Annotated in this window: 16 protein-coding genes; 4 read left to right on the top strand and 12 right to left on the bottom strand. The window is 60.8% G+C overall.

Features of this window, described 5'->3' with window-relative positions:
* Positions 1–59 precede the first annotated feature (59 nt).
* The 4 genes from U5A52_RS32830 to U5A52_RS32815 form a co-directional block, all read right to left on the bottom strand.
* A complete protein-coding gene (locus U5A52_RS32830) occupies positions 60–1052 on the bottom strand; it encodes an ABC transporter permease (RefSeq protein ID WP_321915967.1) in 993 nt (330 codons plus the stop codon).
* 26 nt (positions 1053–1078) lie between these two features.
* Positions 1079–2599, bottom strand: coding sequence for a sugar ABC transporter ATP-binding protein (locus tag U5A52_RS32825; protein ID WP_321938056.1), 1521 nt, complete (start codon positions 2597–2599; stop codon positions 1079–1081).
* Between the two features lie 296 nt (positions 2600–2895).
* Positions 2896–3837, bottom strand: a complete 942-nt coding sequence (locus U5A52_RS32820; RefSeq protein WP_321915965.1) for a sugar phosphate isomerase/epimerase — start codon at positions 3835–3837, stop codon at positions 2896–2898.
* Positions 3838–3886: 49 nt separating this feature from the next.
* Positions 3887–4906, bottom strand: a complete 1020-nt coding sequence (locus U5A52_RS32815) for a Gfo/Idh/MocA family oxidoreductase (protein WP_321938055.1) — start codon at positions 4904–4906, stop codon at positions 3887–3889.
* Between the two features lie 663 nt (positions 4907–5569).
* Between U5A52_RS32815 and iolD the strand changes: the two genes are divergently transcribed.
* The 4 genes from iolD to iolB are packed head-to-tail and all read left to right on the top strand — an operon-like array spanning position 5570 to position 11221.
* Positions 5570–7507 carry a 3D-(3,5/4)-trihydroxycyclohexane-1,2-dione acylhydrolase (decyclizing) gene (iolD, locus tag U5A52_RS32810; RefSeq protein WP_321938053.1) on the top strand — a complete coding sequence of 646 codons (1938 nt, stop codon included), beginning with the start codon at positions 5570–5572 and terminating at the stop codon, positions 7505–7507.
* Between the two features lie 36 nt (positions 7508–7543).
* Positions 7544–8407, top strand: coding sequence for a sugar phosphate isomerase/epimerase family protein (locus U5A52_RS32805; RefSeq protein ID WP_321938051.1), 864 nt, complete (start codon positions 7544–7546; stop codon positions 8405–8407).
* Between the two features lie 55 nt (positions 8408–8462).
* Positions 8463–10427 carry a bifunctional 5-dehydro-2-deoxygluconokinase/5-dehydro-2-deoxyphosphogluconate aldolase gene (locus U5A52_RS32800; RefSeq protein WP_321938049.1) on the top strand — a complete coding sequence of 655 codons (1965 nt, stop codon included), beginning with the start codon at positions 8463–8465 and terminating at the stop codon, positions 10425–10427.
* Entirely contained in the window at positions 10424–11221 is a 798-nt protein-coding gene (iolB, locus tag U5A52_RS32795; RefSeq protein ID WP_321915960.1) for a 5-deoxy-glucuronate isomerase, read from the top strand. The genes U5A52_RS32800 and iolB overlap by 4 nt, the downstream gene beginning before the upstream one ends.
* A 52-nt stretch (positions 11222–11273) precedes the next feature.
* Here iolB and U5A52_RS32790 read toward each other — a convergent pair whose 3' ends face one another.
* The 8 genes from U5A52_RS32790 to U5A52_RS32755 form a co-directional block, all read right to left on the bottom strand.
* Complete coding sequence (locus U5A52_RS32790; RefSeq protein ID WP_321915959.1) at positions 11274–12356, bottom strand: LacI family DNA-binding transcriptional regulator; 1083 nt, start codon at positions 12354–12356, stop codon at positions 11274–11276.
* The gene (locus tag U5A52_RS32785; protein WP_321938047.1) at positions 12353–13801 is read right to left on the bottom strand and encodes a sugar porter family MFS transporter; all 1449 of its coding nucleotides are present in this window, start codon (positions 13799–13801) and stop codon (positions 12353–12355) included. The genes U5A52_RS32790 and U5A52_RS32785 overlap by 4 nt, the downstream gene beginning before the upstream one ends.
* A 694-nt stretch (positions 13802–14495) precedes the next feature.
* Entirely contained in the window at positions 14496–15272 is a 777-nt protein-coding gene (gene benD / locus U5A52_RS32780; protein WP_321938045.1) for a benzoate diol dehydrogenase BenD, read from the bottom strand.
* Positions 15269–16291: a benzoate 1,2-dioxygenase electron transfer component BenC gene (gene benC, locus U5A52_RS32775; RefSeq protein ID WP_321938044.1), complete on the bottom strand. Its 1023-nt coding sequence runs from the start codon at positions 16289–16291 to the stop codon at positions 15269–15271. Before benC ends, benD begins: the two co-directional genes overlap by 4 nt.
* 63 nt (positions 16292–16354) lie before the next feature.
* Positions 16355–16843, bottom strand: coding sequence for a benzoate 1,2-dioxygenase small subunit (gene benB / locus U5A52_RS32770; RefSeq protein ID WP_321938043.1), 489 nt, complete (start codon positions 16841–16843; stop codon positions 16355–16357).
* On the bottom strand, positions 16840–18198 hold the full coding sequence (locus U5A52_RS32765) for a Rieske 2Fe-2S domain-containing protein (protein ID WP_321915954.1): 1359 nt from the start codon (positions 18196–18198) through the stop codon (positions 16840–16842). The genes benB and U5A52_RS32765 overlap by 4 nt, the downstream gene beginning before the upstream one ends.
* A 116-nt stretch (positions 18199–18314) precedes the next feature.
* Positions 18315–19250 (bottom strand): catechol 1,2-dioxygenase, encoded by a 936-nt coding sequence (catA, locus tag U5A52_RS32760; protein WP_321938042.1) that lies wholly within the window; start codon positions 19248–19250, stop codon positions 18315–18317.
* A gap of 324 nt (positions 19251–19574) precedes the next feature.
* Positions 19575–19907, bottom strand: a complete 333-nt coding sequence (locus U5A52_RS32755) for a cytochrome c (RefSeq protein ID WP_321938040.1) — start codon at positions 19905–19907, stop codon at positions 19575–19577.
* Between the last annotated feature and the right edge of the window lie 2 nt (positions 19908–19909).

Raw genomic sequence — 19909 nt, 5'->3', positions numbered from 1 at the left:
TGTCTGACTGGTTTCTCACTACGTTGTGACTGCTGGAATGCGAAACTTCGAACCGTCTCTCAGGTTGCTTGCGGCTTTCTTTTCGAGCCGCTGTTCTTCGTCTTCACGTCGAGAATGACGGCGACGGCGATGATCAACCCCTTGGCAATCTGCTGCCAGTAGGAACTCACGTTCAGAAGATTGAGAATGTTGTTGATGACGCCGATGATCAGCGAGCCAATCATCGAGCCCATGATCGTTCCCGTGCCACCCATCAGGCTCGTGCCGCCCACCACGACCGCGGTGATCGCATCGAACTCGTAACCGACACCGCCTGCGGGCTGCCCCGAATTGATGCGCGACATCAGCACGATGCCGGCAACGGCCGTGAGAATGCCGCTGTAGATGAACGCGGTCATCGTGACCTTTCGCGTGTTGATGCCTGAAGCGAGCGCGGCCTTGCTATTGCCACCCGTGGCGTAGACATAGCGGCCGAATTTTGTGCGGTTCAACAGGACCCACGAGACCAGCAGGACGGCAATGAGAATCAGCACCGAGATCGGGATGGGGCCCACGGAACCCTGGCCGATCACACCGAAGTTCCCGAGATCGCTCACCGGCACCCCGCCCGTGTAAAGCAGGACGCCTCCCCGTGCGACGGTGGTCATCGCGAGCGTCGTGATGAACGACGGAATGCCAAATTGCGTGACGACGAAGCCATTGACGAAGCCAACGACGATACCCATCGCAATGCCTGCCGCCACGGCGAGCGCAATGCTTCCGGTTGCGGACATCACGCTTGCGGCGATGGTGCCCGTCAACGCGACCACCGCGCCAAGCGAAACGTCAATCTGACCGAGAATGATGATGAACGTGACCCCGCTGGCCAGGAGGCTCACGACCACCACCTGCCGCAAAACGTTCGTCAGATTCGATACGGTCAGAAACGCATCGCTCACGAAGGACGCGAGAACGACGATGCCAATAAAGATCAGTACCGTTCCGTACTTCCTGTAGATCGCCGCGAGACTTGCGCCCTTGATTCTCGATATCGCGCTTTCACGCGGCGACATGGCTTTTCCATTCATGCTGTTCAACATCATTGACCTCCAGTAGCCAATTTCATGATCCGTTCCTGCGACGCCTCGCTGCGATCCAGCTCACCCATGACCGCGCCCTCGTGCATGACGATCACGCGATCGCTCATGCCCAGAATCTCGGGCAATTCCGACGAAATCATGATTATTGCGAGTCCCCGCTGGGCGAATTGCGACATGAGTCGGTGAATCTCCGACTTCGACCCGACATCGATGCCTCGCGTCGGTTCGTCGAGAATGAGCACATTCAGGTCACCTAGTAGCCATTTGGCGATGACGATCTTCTGCTGATTGCCGCCACTCAGATTGCCGGTCGTCGTGTGCAGGTCGGCTGTCTTGATTTTCAGCATTTCGCGCATCTCGCTTGCCGCGGTGCGCTCGCGAGCTGCGTCGATCAAACCGCGCTTCACGAACTTGCCGAGATTCGCGAGAGAGATGTTTTCCTGAACCGATCGGCACAACACCAGTCCTTCGGCCTTGCGGTCCTCGGAAACCATCGCAATACCATGCTTGATTGCGCTCGCGCTGCCTTTCAGCTTCAACGCGTTGCCCTTGAGTACGATCTGCCCTTCGTCCAGTGGATCGAGCCCGAAGATCGCCCGCGCGACCTCGGTGCGCCCTGCGCCAATGAGCCCCGCGAGGCCCACGATTTCGCCGCTGCGCACGCTAAAGCTGATATTGCGGAACACGCCGCGCCGCGTTGCGTTGCGCACTTCGAGCACCGTTTCGCCGATGGGCGCTTCCAGCTTCGGGAAGATGTTCGAGATGGTGCGGCCGACCATCTGCGAGATCAGCTTCGATTCGTCGTAGGCGCTCGCGGGACCGGAATCCACGTACCGGCCATCACGAATGATCGTGATGTCGTCGGCGATCTGGAAGATCTCATCCATCTTGTGGCTGATGTAGATGATCGCCACACCACGCGCCTTCAAATCGCGGATCTGCGCGAACAGCATGTCTACTTCGGTGTCGCTGATCGCGGAGGTCGGTTCGTCCATGATGATGAGCGAAGCACCGCGCGAGATCGCCTTGCTGATTTCGATGAGTTGCATGCCCGCCACGCTCAACTCGCGCATCTTTTGCCGCGGATCGTATTTGAGCCCGAGGCGATCGAGCAGCCCGCGTGTTTCGCGCAACATACGGCCGAAATCTACGAAGGGGCGCGCGAACGGGCCAAACCCCGGCGCGGTGGGCTCGCGCCCAAGGAAGATGTTCTCGGCGATGGTCATATCGAGTACGGGACTCAATTCCTGATGGATCATCGCCACGCCGATCTCGAGTGCGGCCTTCGGGCCGCGCGGCGCAAACGGCGCGCCCTTGAAATAGATTTCGCCGGAATCGACGCGGTGCTCGCCGCTCAGGATCTTCATCAGCGTAGACTTTCCCGCGCCGTTCTCACCGACCAGCACATGCGTTGTGCCTGCACGTACCTTGAGTGTCACCTTGTCGAGCGCGAGCACGCCCGGAAATGCCTTCGTGACCTCCCGCATTTCCAGCACGTAGTTTTCCTGCTCTGAAGCCATGGTCCTGCTCCTCACATGCGCGCGACATCGCCCCCTTACGCGGGTCAGCCGTGCGTGGCGTTGCGACGTCAAGCGCGAAGATGTACGGATGGCGTACGGATTTGCGGGCGGATATCGCCCGCCGCTCGTTTGTCAGTCCGAAAACGCGAGGGGACAGTACGAAATCCTGGCGATTTGAGTGATTTCCTGAATGCGGAACATGTGCTGTCTCCATCTATGAATTATTCTGATTTCCTCCTGAGTGCCAGTACGTCCCTTGGGTAGGCGATCGCTGGCACTCGGGAACTCACGCGCTGCTACCTGCTGATCGTCTGTTTGAGCGCGTCGATGGAAGTTGTGATGCCTGCTTCAACCGACATCGTGAGGTCTTCCATCTCCAGCGAGACCCAGTCGTTGTATCCCGTCATGCGGACCACCGAGAAGAATTCCTTCCACCACTGAAGATCCTTGCCGCAGCCAACCGCGACGTAGTTCCATGCGCGGCGCCCCACTTCCTCGACCGGCTTCGTCTCAAGCAGGCCATTCACGTCGACTAGCCCGCGCTCGAGGCGCGCGTCCTTGCCGTGCACGTGATGAATGGCGTCGCCCAGTGCGCGCGCAGCGGCGATCGGATCGGCACCCATCCAGATCAGATGGCTGGGATCGAGATTCAGGCCAACCATCGGGCCCACGCCTTCTCGCAGGCGGAAAAGCGTTTCGGGATTCCAGACCAGCATCGCACTGAAGTTCTCCAGCGCGAACTTCTCGACGCCGGCTTCAGTGGCCTGGCTGACAAGCTTGCGCCAGTAAGGAATCGCGACATCGTTCCACTGGTAGTCGAGACACCCCTTGAGCGTCGCGGGCCAACTGGTGGTGTAGGTAATCCAGTTCGGCACGCTATCCTCCGGACTCGCGGGCGGCAGACCGCTCATCGCCACGATCTTCTTTACGCCAAGTTCGCCGGCAAGACGGATCGTCTTCTCCATGTCCGCCTTGTGCTTCTTGCCCAGTTCGCCCGGATCCAGCGGATTGCCCGACACATTGAGCGCTGCGATTTCCATGCCGCGGCTTTCCAGCGCCGCGTGCAACGCACGCCGCTTGCCAGCGTCGGCGAGCAACTCGTCGGCTCGCAGGTGCGGGGCCGACGACCAGCCGCCGGCCGTCATTTCCACACCGAACACCTCCATCTCACACAGCTTGTCGAGCATTTGTTCAAAGGGCAGATAGCCAAGGCTGTCCGTGCAGAACGAAAGCTTCATCGTTTTCTCCGTGCTTTAAATCTATTGAATGTAATTGGGCAGCAAGCGCTCAGGCGTCGCGGTAAAGCGCCGGTTTTTCCTTGAGCGATACGCGTACCTTTTCTCCACTCTGCTGCGCGGCAACGCCTGCTTCGCAGCATGCCGCCGTCGCGTAGCCATCCCATGCGGAAGGCCCGTCGATCGTTCCTCGGCGTGCTGCGTCGACCCACGTCTGCAGTTCGAGATCGAATGCGGGACGGAAACGCTCGACGAAGCTTGGCGTCACCGCACCACCCCAACGACCGGCGCTGCGCACGTACGGGCCGCCATCGCTTCCGATGTTGACGATGCCGTCTTCGAACACAGCCTGCGCGGCGACCTGATAGCCGAACTGCGCATTGACGAAGATCTCGACGTCGGCGAGCACCCCGCTTGTCGTTTCGATCAGCACCTGTTGGGGATCATGCTGGCCAGGATGGGCGTGCCGCGTCGGACGACCGAGCCGCACCTGCACCGAGGCGATCTCCTCTCCCGTGATGAAGCGGATGCCGTCAAACTCGTGCACCACCGAATCGTTCACCAGCATCTGGCTCGTGAAATTCGCAGGCGTTGTGCCGTTGCGATGCGAGAAGTGCAGCAGCAACGGATCGCCCAGTTCCTTCGACGTGAGAATCTCGCGCAGTTGCCGGTACTCGGCGTCGAACCGCCGCATGAAGCCCACCTGAATGAGCTTGCGACCGAGCTTGCGCTCCGCTTCGACGATTCGCCATGCCGATTCCGCGTCGGGCGTAAGCGGCTTCTCGCATAGAACCGGCAACCCGTGGTCGAGAACCTGAAGCAAAGTCTTTTCATGCAGAAAACCCGGCGTCGCAATCACTACGGCGTCAACGCGCTCTTCCGCCAGAACCGGCGCAATATCCGCTTCCGCTGTAGCGCCCGGCGCCTTGCTCGCGGCTTGCTGTGCGCGCTCCACATCGACATCGACAACCGCGACGACCTCAGCACCGACAATCCGGTTCGCGATGCGCTCGACATGGTCCGCGCCCATGAGACCCGCACCCACTACCGCGACACGAAGCTTGTTCTTCATATATCGAAATCCTAAGTTTTTGAAAATCCCGTCTGACTGGATCGTGTGCATTCGCTCGCCAGGAGTGAGAACGCCCTGCCGCCAGTCACGCAAAAGTTGACGACACGTCAACGTTGTCCAACGGCATAGGGAGAAGCCTAGGGAATGGCATGTATGCGTCTCCGGCTGCCAGGCCTTTTCCGTGTCAGGTGAACAACGGGGCCGATGTGTCGTTTGTGTCTGTGAGCCGAAGTTTAGAGAGGCGCCCTGCCGCCGCAACAAGAAAAATGACCAGATCTGGTCACACCCTGCAGCATTTCCAGGTTCATCCATGACGGCCGGGTTGCGCGGCATCGATCGGTGTTTTCCCCGGTGATTCCGGGCTGCGAGGCCTGACCAGAAATGGTCAATGTTTCGGTTGTCGCCTGCACGGCGCTCGCCTAACTTTGTCATCGAAAGCTCGAACGACACACCCGCCGCGGGTCAGCGTCTTCGCGGCAGAGAAAAATGTTGGAGACAGCCAATGACCTTCCCTTCTTCCCCTCCAGGGCTGCGAAGACCTCCGCCTCTCGTGCGTATTGCCTTCTGCCCCACCCGGCATCGCGATGCAACGGCAGCCTGTCCGGCTGCGCGACTCATCGCATGAGTACCGCAAACACACTTTCATCACCGCACGGATCACACATGGGTCACATCAGGCTAACGACGGCACAGGCGCTCGTTCGATTTCTCGATAACCAGTACGTCGAGTTCGATGGCGAGCAGACGAAATTCGTCAAGGGCGTGTTCACCATCTTCGGACACGGCAATGTCCTCGGCATCGGCCAGGCGCTCGAGCAGGACGCGGGCGACCTCGTCGTGCATCAGGGAAGAAATGAGCAGGGCATGGCTCACGCGGCCATCGGCTTCGCGAGGCAAAGCAGACGCCGCCAGATCTACGCCTGTACGTCGTCGGTCGGTCCCGGCGCGGCGAACATGGTGACGGCTGCGGCCACCGCGACCGCGAACCGCATCCCCCTGCTGCTGCTTCCTGGCGACGTCCACGCCGGACGCCAACCCGACCCTGTGCTCCAGCAGATCGAGCAGTCGCACGATCTCTCCATCAGCACCAATGACGTGTTCCGCCCGGTCAGCAAGTACTGGGATCGCATCGTGCGCCCCGAGCAACTCATGAGCGCATGCATCAACGCCATGCGCGTGCTGACCGATCCTGCGGAAACAGGCGCCGTGACGCTCGCCCTTCCGCAGGACGTTCAGGCCGAAGCGTTCGACTACCCCGACTACTTCTTCGCGAAGCGCGTGCACTACATCGAGCGCCGGCCACCAGCGGCCGCCGCCGTGGCGCGCGCCGCCGCCGTCGCTGCTCGCAAGAGCCGGCCGCTGCTCGTTTGCGGAGGCGGCGTGCGCTACGCCAATGCCCAAAAGGCACTGGTTCGGTTCGCCGAGCGATTCGGCATTCCGGTTGCGCACACCCAGGCCGGCAAGGGCTCGATGGCGTGGGATCACCCGCTCAATCTGGGCGGAATCGGCGAAACGGGCTCGCTTGCCGCAAACGAAATCGCACGTGAGGCCGATCTCGTCATCGGCGTTGGCACGCGCTATACGGACTTCACGACCGCCTCGAAGTGGCTGTTCCAGTCTCCCGAGGTTCAGTTCGTCAATCTGAACACCAGTGCGTTCGACGCCGGCAAGCTCGATGCAGTATCGATTGTTTCGGATGCCGAACCAGGTATCAATGCGCTTTCGGAAGCATTCGAAGGCATCGCATTCTCTTCCGGCCGCCGAAGCGATATCGCAAATGCGATTGCGCGTATGCGCGCCGAGGAAGAGCGTGTCCATCAGGTGCGCTATACGCCGGAACAATTCGTACCGGAAATCGATGACCACCTCGATCGCGGCGTGCTCGACGAGTTCGTCCGATTGACCGGCTCGTCACTCACGCAGACCCAGGTGCTGGGGCTGCTGAACGAGAAGCTGACCGATCGCGACGTGGTTGTCGCCGCCGCCGGCAGCCTGCCGGGCGACCTGCAACGCATCTGGCGACCGAAGGGAGAAGACAGCTATCACGTCGAATACGGCTATTCGTGCATGGGTTATGAAGTCAACGCCGCACTGGGCGTGAAGCTCGCGCAGCCGCACAAGGAGGTGTTCGCATTCGTCGGCGACGGCTCTTACATGATGCTCCACTCCGAGCTCGTCACCTCCATTCAGGAGCGCCGCAAGATCAATGTCCTGCTGTTCGACAACATGACGTTCGGCTGCATCAACAACCTGCAGATGGAGCACGGCATGGGAAGTTTCGGGACTGAGTTCCGCTTTCGTGACAGCGAGGCAGGCGCACTGACGGGCGGCTTCGTGCCCATCGACTTCGCAGCCAACGCGGCCGCTTACGGCTGCAAAACGTACACGGTCAAGTCGATGGATGAACTTGTCGCAGCGCTCGACGACGCGCGCACGCAGAGCGTCTCGACACTCATCGACATCAAGGTGCTGCCGAAAACCATGGTGCACAAGTACGGATCGTGGTGGCACGTGGGCGTGCCGGAAGTTTCCACGAGCGCAGCCGTCGACGAAGCATCCCGGCTCATGAAGCTGGCGCTCAACCGCGCCCGGCGGTATTGATCTCCCTTTTCTACAGACTCTCAATCAGGAACCGACATGCGCATCGCCCTCGATCCCTACATGTACCGCCATCTGCCGATTCCGCAGATGGTCGAGAAAGTGGCCGAACTCGGCTACGAATACATCGAACTCTCGCCGCGGGAAGATTTCCTGCCGTTCTACAAGTATCCGCGCGTGGACAAAGCACGCGTGCGCGAGTTCAAGCACGCATTGCGCGAGAACGGCGTCAAGCTCTCCTCGCTGCTGCCGCTCTACCACTGGTCGCATCCCGACGAAGCGATGCGCGAAGCCGCGGTGCGCAACTGGAAGCGCGCGATTCAGGTTGCCGTGGACATGGAATGCGACCTCATGAATACGGAATTCAGCGGCCAGTCCGACAATGCGCTGGTGTGTGAACAGCAGTTCATGCGCTCGATGGAGGAACTGCTGCCGGTGTTCGAGCGTGATGGCATCAAGCTCGACATTCAGGCCCACCCTTACGACTTCTGCGAGCGCAACAACGAGTCCGTAGACATCATCCGCGGCCTCGACAAACCGTGGCTCAACTACCTCTACGCCGTCCCGCACACGTACTTCTACGATGACGGCAAAGGCGACATCGCGGCCATGCTCGACTACGCGAAGCCGAAGCTCACTCACCTGATCATCGCCGACACGTACAACCACCGTGCATCGTCGAATCTGCGCTACATCGTGAATCCTCCAGGCGTCACCGCGACGGTGCATCAGCATCTCGACATCGGGCAGGGCGAGATTCCCTGGGACACGTTCTTCCGCTCCGTGCGCGACATCGGATTCGACGGCATCGCGACCGTCGCGGTCTTCGCCTGGGAGGAACGCGCGGACGAGTCGTCCCGGATGATGCTCGACGCCGTCCAGCGCGGCCTCGGCCTGAAGTGACCCGCCAGTCCATGCTTTTCGCCTGACACTACACAACGCAACAGGAGCACCCATCGTGCAAAACCCGGTGCAAAACGCCGCGCAAAATCCAACGCTCGCGCCCGACCGAAAATTCGACGTGATCTGCCTCGGCCGGCTCGCGGTCGATCTCTACGCGCAACAGATCGGTGCCCCGCTCGAAGACGTCTCAAGCTTCGCCCGCTATCTTGGCGGTTCCTCGGCCAACATCGCCTTCGGCTGCGCAAGGCTCGGTCTGAAGTCGGCCATGCTCTCGCGTGTCGGCAACGACCACATGGGGCGATTCCTCGTGAACGCGCTCACGCGCGAGGGCTGCGACGTGAGCCATGTCGTCACCGACCCGCAACGCCTGACCGCTCTCGTGCTACTTGGTCTTAAGGATCGCGAAACGTTCCCGCTTGTGTTCTACCGCGAGAACTGTGCCGACATGGCGCTGGATGAAGCCGACTTCGACGAGTCGTTCATCGCCTCGAGCCGCGCGCTGCTCATCACCGGCACGCACTTCTCTACGCCGCAGGTGCATCGCGCGAGCATGAAGGCGCTGGAATATGCGCGTCGCAATGACGTGCGCACCGTGCTCGATATCGACTATCGTCCTGTCCTGTGGGGACTTACCGGCAAGGCCGATGGCGAAACCCGCTTCATCGCCAACGGCAGCGTGAGCGAGCATCTGCGCGGCATTGTGCCGATGTTCGACCTCATCGTCGGCACGGAAGAAGAATTCCGCATTGCAGGCGGTTGCGACGATCTGCTCGACGCCCTGCGTGCGGTGCGCGCCTTGACGGCCGCCACGCTCGTGGTCAAGCGCGGGCCGCTCGGATGCGCGATCATCGACGGACCGATTCCGGCTGCGCTCGACGACGCGCGCAACTATCGCGGCGTTCAGGTCGAAGTGCTCAACGTGCTTGGCGCCGGCGACGCGTTCATCTCGGGTTTCCTCAAAGGCTGGCTCACGGGCGCCGACGAGACGACCTGCTGCGCCTTCGCCAATGCCTGCGGCGCGCTGGTCGTTTCGCGGCATGCGTGCGCACCCGCCATGCCCACGCCGGCCGAGCTCGATTACTTCCTCGCCAACGCCGCGCAAATGAAGCGGCCCGATCGCGATGCCACGCTCACGCATCTTCATCGCGTGACCCCGGCGCGACGTAAATGGGACGAAGTGCTCGGCTTCGCGTTCGATCATCGTGAGCAGCTCTTCGCACTCGCGCAGCAGGCAGGCGTGGACGAAGCGCGCATTTCGACGCTCAAGCAACTGTTCGTGGCGGCCGTGGCGGAAACCGAGGCGCAGATCGGCGTGCAAGGCAAGATCGCCGTGCTGATCGACGATCGCTATGGCCAGGATGCGCTCAACGCCGCGACGGGCCGCGGCTGGTGGATCGGCCGGCCGGTCGAACTTCCGGGCTCCAATCCGCTGCAGTTCGAGCATGGCCGCTCGATTGGCACCGCGCTCGCCTTGTGGCCGCGCGAGCACATCGTGAAGTGCCTCGTGCAATATCACCCCGACGACGAAGCCGAGCACCGGATCGAACAGGAGCAGCAACTGCGCTCGCTTTACGACGCCGTGCAGGCGAGCGGTCATGAACTGCTGCTCGAAGTCATTCCGCCGAAAAACAGACCGAATCCACCGTCGTTGATCGTTCGCGCGCTGGAGAGACTGTACGACCTCGGCATCCAGCCGGACTGGTGGAAACTCGAGTCGCCGCGCGCGACCGAGTGGCGCGACATCGACGCGCTGATCGAAAAGCGTGATCCGTATTGCAGGGGCGTGGTGCTGCTCGGCTTGAACGCCCCCATCGAAAGACTCGCAGACGGCTTCGTCGAAGCCAGCGCGAGCCGAACCTGCCGCGGATTCACCGTCGGCCGAACGATTTTCTACGAGCCGAGCCGCGCATGGCTCGCGGGTGAAATCGACGACCAGACCCTGGTCGCTCAGGTGCGCGCGAACTTCGAGGCGCTGATCCGCCTCTGGAGACAGTCTCGCACGCAGAAGGAGGCCGCATGAGCAACCTGATCGTCAAGGGGCAGCAAACGGGTCGTGGCATCGTGACAGTGACACCCGAAAGCGCGGGCTGGCGCCACGTGGGATTTACCGCGAAGCGCTTGGGCAGGGGCGAAAGTATCGTGTTCAATACGGGCGCCGTGGAATTGTGTGTCGTCGTGCTGACCGGCGTCGTCACGGTGTCGACGCCCCAACATTGCTGGCGCGAGATCGGCGGGCGGCGCAGCGTGTTCGAGGCTCAGTCTCCGTATGCGGTGTACGTTCCGCCGCGCCAAAGCGTGTCGATCGAATCGCACGATGACGTCGAGATTGCGCTTTGCACCGCGCCGGCGACCGGCCGCTTCGAAGCGCGCCTGATCGAGCCGGCTACCATCGCGCGATCGGTTCGCGGCGCGGGCACGAATACGCGCTACGTATGCGACATTCTTCCTCAAAGCGAACCGGCGGAGTCGCTGCTGGTCGTCGAAGTCGTGACACCTGCCGGGCATTCGTCCAGCTATCCGCCGCACAAGCACGACGTCGATGCCATTCCCGAAGAGAGCTTTCTCGAGGAAACCTATTACCACCGCATCGATCCGCCGCAAGGGTTCGCGTTCCAGCGCGTGTACACCGACTCGCGCGACATCGACGTGGCGTATGCGGTCGAGAATCACGACGTCGTGATGGTGCCGCGCGGATACCACCCGGTCGTCGCGCCACACGGCTACAACAGCTATTACCTCAACGTGATGGCGGGGCCGAAGCGCGTCTGGCACTTCAGGAACGATCCCGCGCACGAATGGATGCTGGCGAAATAGGTGCGTCTGAACGCGGCGGCGTGGACGGTGCATGCCGTCCCGCCGTCCGCGTTCAGAGCGTCGCTGGAAGATAAGGCGCCTCGCGCACATTCGCGAGGCAAAACACACCGAATTCGACCGGGCCAACCGGAGGAGAATCGGCGAGCACACCACACGCATGCAGCAGGTGTTGCAGTGCCGATATGACCTGCGCGTCGGGGTTCTGATCGATCACGAGATCCATCGTCCCCTCTTCGATGAAGGTCCGATGCTCGTCGAGCATCTCGTGACCGATCCATACGACTTTGCCCGCTGCACCGAACTCCCTGAGGGCCGCAGCGATTCCGGGCGAACCATAGCCGCTGTTATAGATGCCCGCCAGATCGCCTTGCTTCAGTGCGCGAGACACGGCGCGGTAACAGGCGTCGGCGTTGTCCTGCGTTTCGATTTCCGCGCCCTGATAGACGAGGTCCGCGTGCGCGGCAGCCATACCCTCGCGGAAACCGGCCATGCGGTCGCGGTGCGCGCCGAAGCTCAACCCGCCGCACAGCTTCAGCACGCGGCCCGGAGCCCGCGCCAGTCGCCCGATGAAATAGCCGGCCGTGCGGCCCGCGCGCACGTTGTCGATGCCCGCGTAATGCACGCGCGGCACGCCGGTGATATCCGTCATCAGCGTCACGACTGATTCGCCTCGCTCAATGGCGGCCGCAAGCGCCTCGCGCACAGGCACGGTGTCCCGGGCAGTCAGGACGAGCCCTGCGCGCTTGTAGCGCGAGCGCGCGATGGCCTCGACCACCGCGGCGTCCGACTCCGGGAGAATCGTCCGGTGCAGGACGATGCGCTTGTCGATGATTTGCGCCGAACGTTGCCACGCTGCGAGCAGACGCCGGAAGAAAGGCGTATCGCCGTGCGACAGCAACACGTCGATGTGGATGAGCCCATGCCGCACATCAGGCAACACGCGCCGCACGCCCAGTCGACGTGCCGCTGCAATCACCCGCTCGCGCGCGGATTCGGACACGCTGCCGCGCTCGTTGAGCACGCGGTTGACCGTCGACTCACTGACACCCGCTTCCAGCGCGATCTCGACAAAGCGCGCGTCGCGTTTGCGACGCGCGCCCGTCCCAGCGCGTTGCCCTGTTGCGGAGTCGCTCATCTAGCCGCCCGCGACGACCGGTCGTGTCCGGCCTGGAACCAGGCCTCGATGGCTTCGAGGCTCCGGCCCCTCGTTTCCGGCAAACAACGCGTGATGAAGGTGATCGAGACGAGCCCCAACGCGGCGAACAGGAAGAAGGTATTGGAAATTCCGACATGCGCCACGAGAGATGGAAAGCACAGGCCAATGACGAAGTTGACGAGCCAGAGTGTGCAGCCCGCGACACCTGCCGCAAACCCTCGAATCCTCAGCGGGAACAGTTCGGACAGCAGCACCCAGCTGACCGGAGCGATCAGCGCCTGCATGAAACTCAGGAAGCACACCATCGCCGAGAGGATCAAGCCCGCGCGCAAGTGGGAAACGGGCAACCAATCCGAGAACAGGCCGATCATCAACAGGGACAGCGTGGTCCCTGAAAGACCGAGGATAAACATTGGCCGCCGCCCGATCTTGCCCAGCGCGTAGATACCCACGCACGTCGCCAGCACGGAGATCACACCGTTGGCGATATTGGCGATCAGCGCGGTTTCCCGGCCGAAACCGGAACTCGTGAGGATCTGCGTGCCGTAGTACATGATCGAGTTGACGCCGGTTGCCTGCATCACCACGGCAACGCCCAGACCGATGAAGAACACACGACGTATCCAGGGCGTCGACAATTCGGCAATCACACGGCGGCCCGTCTGGCGATGTTGCGCGCCCGCATGACGGATCTCGGCGAGTTCAGCCGCGACCTTTTGCTGTTCCCGAACACGCTTGAGCACGCGGAGCGCATCGCCAATGCGCCCCTTGGACGCGAGCCAGCGCGGGCTTTCGGGCATCACCAGCATACCGATCCACAACGCGACCGCCGGCAACGTCGCGATCACCAGCATCCAGCGCCAGATGCCGTGCGTCGCGCCCCACTGGTTGCCGATCACGGCGTTGAGAATGAACGCGAGCATCTGCCCGGAGACGATCATCAATTCGTTCTGCGTCACGATCTGGCCGCGTCTGTCCGCGGGCGCCATCTCGGCCAGATAGGTCGGAACCGCCACCGATGCGCCGCCAACCGCAAGACCCAGCACGAAGCGCGCGATCACCATGGCCGTCACGGTGGGCGCGAATGTGCAGGCGAGCGTACCAACGAGAAAAGTGACCGCCAGCGTCATGATGCTCGTGCGGCGACCATATCGATCGGCAAGGTGGCCGCCAATCACAGCGCCCATTGCGGCGCCAAGCAGCAGGAAGCTCGTGACCATCCCCTCAGTTACAGGAGTGAGCCCGAAATCACGCTTCATGTAGCCGAGTGCGCCGTTGATGACGCCTGTGTCGTATCCAAACAGCAGGCCGCCAAACGTGGCGACGATGGTGACGAGCCGGACGAAGCGGGCAATGCGCGTAGCTTCGCTCGTATCGGATTGGTCAAAGTCGCCGGGAATGGGCGCTTCGTAAGCGTTTCGCATCTTTGTCTCCGTATTCTTTCTCGACAGCGCTTTCTTGCAATGCGGATCCTTGCCGCAATGGCAAAGATTCGCAACCACCAGTTCGCTGTTCCTGATCCGGCGCATTCGACGATGGAACGCATCGATCCTGCTTTTGCACCGCTCACCATGCACGGTCGCTCGCGCAACCGCGATTATGCAAATGGATCGTTCAGGGACGGAGCCCGGGTTCCGGGCGAACACGGGACGAGTCGTCTCGTGAGAAGCAGGATTGCATGGACGGTGTCTCCGACGTTATCGACCACGATCCCGCGCGGGGAGCCGTCCGTGGCCCATGCCGCGCTTCGCGCAAGTCTGTATGGAGGAAAGTAGTGAAACTTTACCCCAGCGACAACGCAAATTTTGACCATTTTTGGTCAACTTAATCTTGCGTTGCGCACGGGAAAACAGGATTTCCGCGGATCAACTGACAGACGTAAACATTTTGTAAACAAGCAGTTGGCCGTCATATTTCCGTTGCGGACGAAAGAATGAACAGCATCAGGGGAGTGCCGTCTGAGGGCCGTGGACGCGGTTCACAATGGAAATAACGTCCTGTGCAGCTTGATTACGAACGTCTGAGGGAAAACCTGGGCTTCTTGACTCGCGCGAATCCAGGCAACGGGACTCGGATTAGCGAGCGATCTCTAACCAACCCGCGCCTGGCATTTGCGAGTCAGCCCTGATCGCCGCCGGCAACCGGCAATACGGAGCCCGTGATGTAGCTCGCTTCGTCCGAAGCGAGAAACAGGATCGGCGCGACCTGTTCGTCGAGGGTGCCGTAGCGCTTGAAGAAGGTCGATTCGGTAACCTGCGCTACCGCCTCGCTCATCCAGACCTTTTCCTGCTCGCTGTCACCAGCGGCATTGCGCGGGATGCGGCGCGACGGTGCCACGGTGCCACCGGGCGCCGTGGCGACCACGCGGATATTGTCCTCCGCGTATTCCATAGCCAGCGATTGCGTGATCGCATTCACGCCGCCCTTCGCTGCCGAATACGGCAACCGGCGAATGCCGCACGTGGCGTTCGAAGAAACGTTGACGATGGTGCCGCGCCCGCGCTCGAGCAGATGCGGCAACACGGCGTGACACGTGTACAGCGTGGGCATGAGCGAGCGGCGGATTTCCGCATCGATCTGTGCCGGCTCGAATTCCGCATACGGACGCATGCGGATAGCGCCGCCCACACCGTTGATGAGAATGTCGATTCCGCCAAATCGTTGCGCGGCGAAATCCATGGCCGCTTTCGCGCCGTCATACGTTTCGAGGTCGGCGACGAATCCCGCCGTTTCAGCGCCCTTCGCCTCGGCCGCGACTTCAGCCACGAAATCCGCGCGATCGACGAACACGACCTTGCCGCCTTCGACCGCCGCACGTAGCGCGACGCCGAGCCCAATTCCCTGCGCCGCACCGGTGACGACGACGACCTTGCCTGCGAATCGTTGCATGTTCATGCCGCCTTCGGAACGACGTTCGGGGTGAACTTCTCGTAGTGGAAGCTGTTGGGCTTCACACCTTCGTCATCAAAATACCTGCGTACGGCGTCCACCATCGGCGGCGGGCCGCACAGGTACACATCGACGTCGCCATCGTTCAAGGCGTCGGCGGGAATGTGCTGCGTGACCCAGCCCTTGCGCGGATGATTCGAATCCACGTCGGCGATGACGGTAGCGAAGCTGAAGTTCGGCAGCTTCGCTGCGTAGGCGTCGATGGCTTCGACCAGCACAAGATCGAGGTCACGCGTCACGCCGTAAATGAGGTGCACCTTCTGCTGCGCGTTGGTGCGCGCAAGCACTTCCAGCATCGAGAGGAACGGCGCCAGACCCGTGCCGCCTGCGAGAAACAGCAGCGGCCGCTGTACGTCGCGCAAATAGAAGCTGCCGAGCGGCCCCGTCAAATCGAGCTTCGTGCCCGGTTGTGCGGCTTCGAGCCACGTGCTCATCACGCCGCCAGGAATCTTCTTGATCAGGAAGCTGATCTTCGATTCGCCCGGCGCAGAGGAGAACGAATACGAACGGTGTTGGCCACTGCCCGGCACGTTGATGTTGACGTACTGGCCCGGCAGGAACGCGGGCTCGGCTGTATCCACATCGAGTTCGAGCACAATCGCGGCGTCGTTGTGCTGTTCGACTTTTGTCACCGTAGCGGCAAACTTGCTCTGCCCCGTTTTGCATACGATGGAAGACGCCGGTACCGCAATCACGCAATCGCTTTCCGGCACCATCTGGCAGGTGAGCACGAGGCCTCTGTCCTTTTCGTCCTCGGTCAACGCGTCCTCGATATAGTCTTCGCCGAGGTCGTAGCTGCCACTTTCTGCACGGCACTTGCAGGTGCCGCACACGCCGTCGGAGCAATCCATCGGCAGGTTGATCCTCGCGCGGAAGGCCGCATCGAGGACCTTCTCGCCCGCTTTACAATCGATGAAACGGGTAACACCGTCCTCGAAATTCAGTGCAATCTTGTAGCTGGACATGGTGTCCCCTTCTTTTCCATGTTGAAACCGGGTCTCGCTGTCAAACGACAATTAGGCGAGCCTTCAAACGTGATAAACGTCGAGCACCTGACGGATGTAGTCGTTCTTCAGCACGATCTTTTTAGAGGCAATGAGGAAGTCGTTGCCGCTCTTGCGCAAGGTGACGAGCATCGTGCCGAAGAAGCTATCCGTGGTTTTGTAGCGATGACTGAGCGTGTGGAAGTTGTAGCGCACATCCACTTCGTCGCCTCGACCCGCCAGCACTTCCACGTTCGTGACGTTGTGGTTCGTGCGCGGCTCCGGCATCGAGGCCCCGCTGCGTTCGGTCTTGATGCGGAACACGCGGTCTTCGAGGCCGCCGCGATTCGGGTAATACATCAGCGAGATCTGCGACTGGTGGTCGTCGGTGAGCTGGTCGTCGTCGTCCCACGCGGGCATCCAGTACGTGACGTCTTCGGCATAGCAGTCGAGCCACGCTTCCCACTGCCTATCGTCGAGCAGGCGCGCTTCGCGGTACAGCACGGCGCAGATTTTCTGGTAGTCGAAACTCATGCCTGTGCTCCTTCCTGTTCCTTCTTGAGCGCGTCGCGCATCACGCGCACCCAATATTCGTGTTGGCACACGAACAGGCCTTCATCTTCGCTACGCTCGCCCGAAATCAGCGGCTTAAGTCCCATCTTCTTTGCGTTTTCGTCCGGGCCATCGACCCACAACGGCGCGCCTCGCGACAGGTCGTTCCAAAGCGCTGTGGTGCCGGCGTACCCATTCTGGCAGGCGCGAAACTCTTCCAGATCGTCTGCGGTACCCATGCCGGACACGTTGAAGAAGTCCTCGTACTGACGAATTCGCGTAGCGCGGTCAGCCTGGCTCTCACCCTTGGGCGCGAAACAGAAGATCGAGACTTCCGTCTTGTCCACGCTGATCGGGCGCACCACGCGGATCTGCGTGCTGAACTGGTCCATCAGGAACACGTTCGGGTACAGGCACAGATTTCTCGTCTGCTTGACAATGAAATCCGCCTTCACTTCGCCGACACGCGCCTTGATTTCGTCGCGCTGTCGATAGACCGGACGCACTTCTGGATTCATCGTGTTGGTCCACAGCAGGATGTGGCCGTAGTCGAAGCCATACACGCCCGCCACCGACTTGCTCCAGCTGTTGGCATCCACAGCCTGCGTGCCCTCTTCCTTTCGCCGTCCCATCGTCGCGGCATAATTCCAGTGAACAGTGCTCACGTGATAGCCATCGCAACCGTTCTCCATCTGCATCTTCCAATTGCCTTCGTATACGTACGAAGAATTACCGCGCACCACCTCAAGCCCGTTCGGCGACTGATCAACGATCTGGTCGATGATGACTTTCGCTTCGCCGAGGTAGTCCTCCAGCGGAAGAACGTCCGCATTGAGACTGCCAAAGAGGAACCCACGGTAGTTCTGGAAGCGCGCGACCTTTTTCAGGTCATGAGAGCCGTCCGTATTGAATTGCACGGGATATTCGGTCGTTTTCTCATCCTTCACCTTCAGCAGCTTCCCGGCATTGGAAAAGGTCCAGCCGTGGAAAGGGCACGTAAAGCTGCCCTTGTTGCCGTGCTTGCGCCGGCAGAGCATCGCCCCCTTGTGCGCACAGGCATTGATGACCGCATGCAATTCTCCGGTCTTATCGCGCGTGACGACCACCGGTTGACGACCAATCCACGTGGTGTAGTAGTCGTTGTTGCTGGAAACCTGGCTCTCGTGAGCTAGGTACACCCAGTTACCCTCGAAGATGTGCTTCATCTCCAGATCGAACAGATCGGCGTTGGTGAAGATATCGCGCCGGCAACGGAATATGCCTGCCTCCTTGTCATCCTGGACTGCAGTGACAAGTAGCTGATCCAGTTCTTTGGCTTTGCCGAAAATGTTTGACATGTTTCCTCTCCTAAGCGCGTTCAAGATCCTGCACGGAGTTCGCGCATTGGCGTCGAATGATTCTTATGGGGTCTCGCCAGGCGGAGGTGCTTACCCACCGCCGCCAGATCGGGCTGTTACGCCGCGGCGGAAGCCCGAAGGCGATGGACGAGCTGGTTATCCTTTCCCTGCACCAGCGGCGTTAGAACAAAGTTGAACTCGATATCCTTGTACGTTTCGGCCTTCAGGCCCAACGCCGCACCTCCAGTCTTCTCGACCACCTGCGGAATTAGCTCCTCACGGGTGGCGTACGCGAAGTCGTCCCAGATTAGCGGATCACCTTCGATGTTGAATTGCGTCGTCAGCTTGCGGTGATGCGCACTCGTGACGAAAAAGTGCACGTGCGCCGGACGATTTCCATGGCGGGCAAGCTCGTTCAACAACTGCTGCGTAGCGCCGTGCGGCGGGCAGCCGTAACCCACCGGCATAAGCGTGCGGAATTCGTACTTGCCGTCGGCACCGGTTCTAGCTGCGCCGCGCAGGTTGAACTCGCTCTGGGCACCCGTCGGGTCGAAATGCGAGTAGAAACCCTTCGAATTGGCGTGCCAACATTCGACGACTGCCCCTGCAACTGGCTCACCGCTTGGTCCCGTGACAGTACCGTGGATAACAAGCGGGCCCGCATCTGTGTCAGCATTGATGTCAATCTTCGATACGCCATCGCGCAAGGGCGCGCCAGCCACATAAAGCGGTCCCTCAATGGTACGCGGCGTGCAGCCATCGATACCTATCTCCCTGTCCTCGGCGTCCATGCGGATGTCGAGATACTTCTCCAGACCCAAGCCGGCGGCAAGAAGAGCAGCTTCTCCATCCTGGCCGAGCTTGTTCAGATAGTTGACTCCGACCCAGACCTCATCGGGCGTGATATCGAGATCATCAATGGCTTTGAAGAGATCGCCCAGCAAACGATTAAGAATCTCCTTGAGCCGGGGATTTCCGCTCAAATCGTCAATATTGACTGCGGCCTTCAAAAGATCCTGTACTTCCTTTGTTCTGAATACTTTGACATTCATAGTTACAGTCTCCACTTCGTAATCGAAAATGACTGGGGTTACGCCCACTGTCCCGGAATCATGCGCGGGGGAATTTTTAGCGAATCGAGAAGGAAAGTTCCTACGCGTTCAATCGCCACTCGAGCCGTGGCGCAAACCGCAATGGTGAAGTTCGTTGAGTTGCTTTATACGCCTCGTCCGGTAACAGCGTCCAATACTTTGGATAACAGATTTCCATATCACTCGGGTATTGCATGCGGGTTGGCAACGGGATATCGCATAGACCGAGCCGCCAGCAGCAGATTTAGGTGAGAGATAAGTTGATCCAAGCCCTTATGGTGCAACTCATTCAGCGTCGCGCGGCAAGCGACCGAAATACGCGGCGATGTTGACGATGTCTCGGTCCGACAGTGGCTTTGCCATCGCATTCATCGTTGGGCTCTGTCGCGTTTGCCCATCCCGGTACGCGTGCAATGCAATTTCCAGATAGTCGGAGTGCTGACCCGCGAGGTTCGGCACGCCCGGCAACCTCGCAATTCCGTTTGCGTTGTGGCAGGCGAAGCAGACGGCCGCGCGCCGCGCACCGGCATTGACATCTGGCGCCGGGTCGACAGCCTGCGCGTGTACGGCGTGGTGAGTAAGCAGCAGCGTGAGACCAGCAAGAAAAGTCGATTTCATGA

This window comes from Paraburkholderia sp. J8-2 (assembly GCF_905220195.1).
Classification (GTDB): Bacteria; Pseudomonadota; Gammaproteobacteria; order Burkholderiales; family Burkholderiaceae; genus Paraburkholderia.
This window is presented reverse-complemented; position numbering and strand designations above follow the sequence as displayed.